Genomic DNA, 4,991 nt, shown 5'->3' with positions numbered 1-4,991 from the left:
CGATACCGTCTTCATCACACCAGATGATGCCAAAATCCACAGGTTCGATGACAAGGGCATCGCGATATGACGCGAAGACCGGAAGGCAAATCCGCGCTGCGTGCCGGGTATCTTTCATCCGGTCCTGGCACAAACAACGTTTCCCCTTCGAGGATCGTGACATGACATGCAAACTCTCCCTCGCCACGCTTGATGAAGCCAAAAAAACCGCGGCGATTCCGGCCTATTCCCGGGCCGATCTTTCCGCCGGAATCGTGCATTTCGGCGTCGGCAATTTCCATCGCGCCCATCAGGCGGTCTATCTGGACGACCTGTTCAACACCGGCGCGGACCACGACTTCGCCATCATTGGTGCGGGTGTACTGCCATCGGACGCGGTAATGCGCGAAAAACTTGCCGCCCAGGATTTCCTGACCACGGTGGTGGAGCAGGACAATAATCGCACCGGTGCGCGCGTCACCGGGCCAATGATCGACATTCTGAAGGTTGGCGATACCCAAGGCATTATCGACACGCTCGCAGATCCGAAAATCCGAATTGTTTCGATGACGATTACCGAAGGCGGTTATTTCATCGATGCTTCCGGCTCCTTCAATCCGCAGCATCCCGCGATAGCCGAGGATGGCAGGAACCCGTCTTCCCCGAAAACCGTGTTCGGCCTTATCGTTGCCGGGCTGAAGGCGCGGCGCGACAAGGGGCTTTCACCCTTCACCGTCATGTCCTGCGACAACATTCCCCATAATGGCAAGGTCACCAAAAACGCGGTGGTCGGTCTCGCCGCCTTGTTCGATCCGGCCTTCGCCAACTGGATCGGCGATAACGTCGCTTTCCCCAATTCGATGGTCGACCGCATCACCCCCGCCACGGGAGAGCGCGAACGCAATATCGCCCGTGACGATTTCGGCATCGAGGACAATTGGCCGGTCTTCTGCGAAGAGTTCAAGCAATGGGTGATGGAGGATAATTTCCCGGCGGGCCGCCCGGCGCTCGAAAAGGCGGGCGTTCAGTTCGTCAAGGATGTTGCGCCTTACGAGCACATGAAGATCCGCATCCTCAATGGCGGCCATGCGGCGATCGCCTATCCGGCAGCGCTGCTCGACATTCATTTCGTGCATGAGGCGATGGAGCATCCGCTGATCCGGGCGTTTCTGGCAAAGCTCGAAAAGGAAGAGATCATCCCGGTCATTCCGCCCGTGCCCGATACCGATCTTGGCGAATATTTCGGCCTGATCGAACGGCGTTTCCTCAACCCGAAAATCGGCGATACCATTCCGCGCCTCGCGCAGGATGGCTCCAACCGCCAGCCGAAATTCATCCTCCCCTCCACCGCCGACCGTCTGGCGCGCGGTGAAGATATTGTCGGTCTGTCGCTGGTTTCAGCACTGTGGTGCCGTTATTTCTACGGTACCTCCGACAGCGGCAGGCAAATCACCTTCAACGACGCCAGCGCCGAGCGGCTACAGGCGGCAGCCACAAAGGCCAAGGACGACCCGATGGCATTCCTTTCACTTGACGATATCTTCGGGGAGGTTGCCGAATCGGAGCTTTTCCGTAAACGCTTCTCTCATGCATTGACGACACTGTGGCACGAAGGCACGGCGAAGACCTTGCAGCTATATCTGGATGACAAGCTGGCTGAAAAGTGACGTGAGATGCGAGACGGAACCGGACCTCTTCTGATTTTCGACTGCGACGGCGTTCTGGTCGACAGCGAGCCGGTCTCCATCTCGGTTCTTCTCGACATGCTCTCCCATCTTGGCGTGGAGATGGGGGAGGAAGAGGCCTACAACCGCTTTCTCGGTCGCAGCGTTGCCAGCATGACGACGACTTTGTTTGAGGAATACGGTATCGAGACCGACATCGATTTTCTCGAGCATATGCGCGCGACGCTGTTTGAGCGTTTCCGCACCGAGTTGCGCCCCATCGACGGCATTGCCGAAACGCTGGACAGGCTGGTGGCCTTCAAACGCTGCGTTGCCTCCTCAAGTCAACCGGAACGCATCCGTTACTCGCTGGGGCTGACCGGCCTCATCGATAAATTTGAGCCGCATGTTTTCAGCGCCACCATGGTGAAGAACGGCAAGCCGGCACCCGACCTTTTCCTGCATGCGGCGAGGCAGATGGGCACTGATCCGCGTCAGTGCATCGTGATCGAGGACAGCCCGGCGGGCATTGCGGCGGCGAAGGCAGCCGGCATGGCGGTTTTTGCCTTCACCGGCGGCTCGCATGCGCGGTTTCCGGCATTTCGCGAAAAGATCGCGGAGCTCGGGGCCAATGCCACGTTTGACGCCATGGAAGATTTGGTTCAACTTGTCGGCGATTATATGGGGAAGGGCGGTTTTGACAGCCAGGTGGAACGTGACGCAGGCTGAAGGAAACCATGCCTGCCACCGCCCGGAGGTCGTTACGCAAGGGATGGAACTGAAGTCTTGATGCGTCAAAATCTCGTCGCTGTCGATGTCGGAACGGCGAGCGCCCGCGCCGGGATTTTCGACCCGACCGGCAGGCTTCTCGCCCGCTCAACCCATCCCATCCTGATGCAAAGGCCGCAGGAAAACCACGCCGAACACGATTCCACCGATATATGGAACGCCGTCTGCCTTGCGGTGAGAGCAGCGCTTGCCGACGCGGGTGTGTTAGCGGACAGCATAGCGGCCATTGGTTTTGATGCTACCTGCTCGCTCGTTATCCGTGATGAGCGTGGGGAACCGGTTTCTGTCTCCGTCACGGGCAAAGACCGGTTCGACACCATCGTCTGGCTGGACCATCGGGCAATCGGCGAGGCCGACCGGCTGACGGCATCCGGCCACCGCGTGCTGGATTTCGCCGGCAAAAGCGTGTCACCGGAAATGCAGATGCCGAAGCTGATGTGGCTGAAGGCGAATTTGCCGGCAAGCTGGGCGCGCATGTCTTTCGCCTTCGATCTGGCGGATTTCCTGACATGGAAGGCAACCGGTTCCACTAAGCGTTCAAATTGCACGCAGACGGCGAAGTGGAATTTTCTGGCGCAGGAAAATCCCGGCTGGCAGGCGGATTATCTCAATCTTGCCGGGCTTGGCGATCTGAAACAGCGGGCAGGCCTGCCCGAAACGACCGTGATGCCGGGCACAGCCATCGGCCCGCTTTCGCCCGAGGCTGCCGCCGAACTCGGCCTTGACACCGGCTGTCAGGTGGCGGCGGGCATGATCGATGCTTACGCCGGCACGCTGGGTGCGCTTGGCGGATGCCTTTCTGATGATGTGGGTAAACATGTGGCGCTGATCGCCGGCACCTCTAGCTGCCTTGTCGCCATGTCCGAGCGGCAGATGCCAGGCCACAGCCTGTGGGGTCCCTATTGGCAGGCGGTGCTGCCCGGCCACTGGCTGGTGGAGGGCGGGCAATCTGCCACCGGCGCGCTGCTCGATCATATCGTGCGCATGCACGCGGCGGGCGGAGAGCCGGATACGGCGCTGCACGCCCGCATCGTTGCGCGGGTTACCGAATTGCGCGCGCTCGAGGGCGCGGCCTTTGCCGAACGGCTACATGTACTGCCGGATTTCCACGGCAACCGCTCACCGCTCGCCGATCCGCATGCGGTGGGCGTCATCAGCGGGCTGACGCTCGATACATCCTTCGACAGTCTCTGCCGGCTCTACTGGCGCACTGCCGTGGCGATTGCGCTTGGCGCGCGCCATGTGCTCGATGCGATGGAGCGTTTCGGTTATGCCGTCGAAAGCCTGCACGTTACCGGCGGCCATGTGAAGAACCCGCTGTTGATGGAGCTTTACGCTGATGTGACCGGCAAGCGCATCGTCGTGCCTGCCACAGCCGACGCCGTTCTTCTCGGCACTGCAATGACGGCGGCAGCCGCCGGCGGTGTGCATGCGGGCCTTGCAGCGGCGGGTGCCGCCATGTATCCGGGCAATACGGAAATCCCAGGCAATCCGGCGCTCACACCGCTTTACGAGCGGGATTATCGCCGTTTTCTCGCCATGCACCGCCATCGCCAGGAGCTGGAAAGCCTCTGATCTTTGCCGACAACGGCAGGTAAGGTCGTGGCGGACGGGCGCGATCCGTTTCCTCCCGCCGAGGGTCAGATGCCAAGCGAGCGTTTCAGGCCGGTTAGGTTTTTCATGCGTGCCGTGCGCTGCTCGTCGGCTCCGGCAATCAGGCTGCAGAGGGTGAATTCCATCAGCGCAACGAGCTGCAGCAGGCCTTGTCCGCCGGTCTGGGTGTGCGGCATGGCAAGACAGATATCGGCGCTTTCCGGTCCCCATTCATAAAACCGGGTGGTGATCAACAGGGTTCTGTAGCCGCTCTTTCGCGCTGTCGCAGAAAGGCTCTGCAAGGGCGTGATGCTGCCGCCGCAATCCATGAGGATGAGAAGCGCTTCTGCGGGATCGAAGTCCCAAAGGGCGATATAGGCGGCGCTGTCGCTGCCGAGGAAGTGCACGCGTCTGCGATACTCCAGCAACCGCCCGTGAAAGTGCCTTCCGGTGCCAAGGCCTTCCGGTGACGTTGCCAGAAAAACATCTGCCGCCGAAGCGATCTCGCTCATGGCGACGCGCCATATCGGCTGGTCCGTCATTTCGAAAGCAGCCTGAATGGCCTGGATCTGTTGGGAAAGGAGTTGCGAAAACGGATTGGACTTCTGATCGCCGCTTTCAACAATAGCGGGCTGGTCTACGCCCGCGGTCTCTTCGGCGTGGCGCAGATCGATGCGAATATCGCTGAATTGCCGGTATCCGAGCGAGCGCAGAAAACGTCCAACCGTCATCGGACTGAGACTGAGCTTGGCAGCCAGCGTCTGCGCCGTCTCAAACGGCAATTCGTCCAGATGCTCGATCAGATATTTGGCGATCTTGCGCTCTGAAGGCGTACCGGCCTTCATGGCACGGGTCAGATTCAACAGTAGCTGTTCCACCAACGCCTCATTCTTTTATATTTATGAACGATGATGCATCCGCGCGCCCGGGCGAGCGTGCGAACCGCGACTTGTCGGTGGGGGCGAG

The 4,991-nt window shown here is 60.2% G+C and carries 4 protein-coding genes; 3 read left to right on the top strand and 1 reads right to left on the bottom strand.

Annotation, left to right across the window (positions count from 1 at the left end; genetic code table 11):
• Positions 1–161: 161 nt before the first annotated feature.
• From T18_RS14205 to T18_RS14195, 3 genes are read left to right on the top strand one after another with little or no spacing between them, the layout of a single operon-like run.
• Complete coding sequence (locus tag T18_RS14205; RefSeq protein ID WP_003516168.1) at positions 162–1,646, top strand: mannitol dehydrogenase family protein; 1,485 nt, start codon at positions 162–164, stop codon at positions 1,644–1,646.
• Between the two features lie 6 nt (positions 1,647–1,652).
• On the top strand, positions 1,653–2,372 hold the full coding sequence (locus T18_RS14200) for an HAD family hydrolase (protein ID WP_003516170.1): 720 nt from the start codon (positions 1,653–1,655) through the stop codon (positions 2,370–2,372).
• A gap of 60 nt (positions 2,373–2,432) precedes the next feature.
• Positions 2,433–4,007, top strand: a complete 1,575-nt coding sequence (locus T18_RS14195; RefSeq protein WP_003516172.1) for an FGGY-family carbohydrate kinase — start codon at positions 2,433–2,435, stop codon at positions 4,005–4,007.
• Positions 4,008–4,072: 65 nt separating this feature from the next.
• On the opposite strand, the gene T18_RS14190 is transcribed toward T18_RS14195, so the two are convergent.
• On the bottom strand, positions 4,073–4,906 hold the full coding sequence (locus tag T18_RS14190) for a MurR/RpiR family transcriptional regulator (RefSeq protein ID WP_025595058.1): 834 nt from the start codon (positions 4,904–4,906) through the stop codon (positions 4,073–4,075).
• Between the last annotated feature and the right edge of the window lie 85 nt (positions 4,907–4,991).

It is taken from the genome of Rhizobium sp. TBD182, from assembly GCF_001950375.1.
GTDB lineage: Bacteria > Pseudomonadota > Alphaproteobacteria > Rhizobiales > Rhizobiaceae > Agrobacterium > Agrobacterium tumefaciens.
Note: the sequence above shows the minus strand (reverse complement) of the source record. Positions and strands in the feature narration are given on the sequence as shown.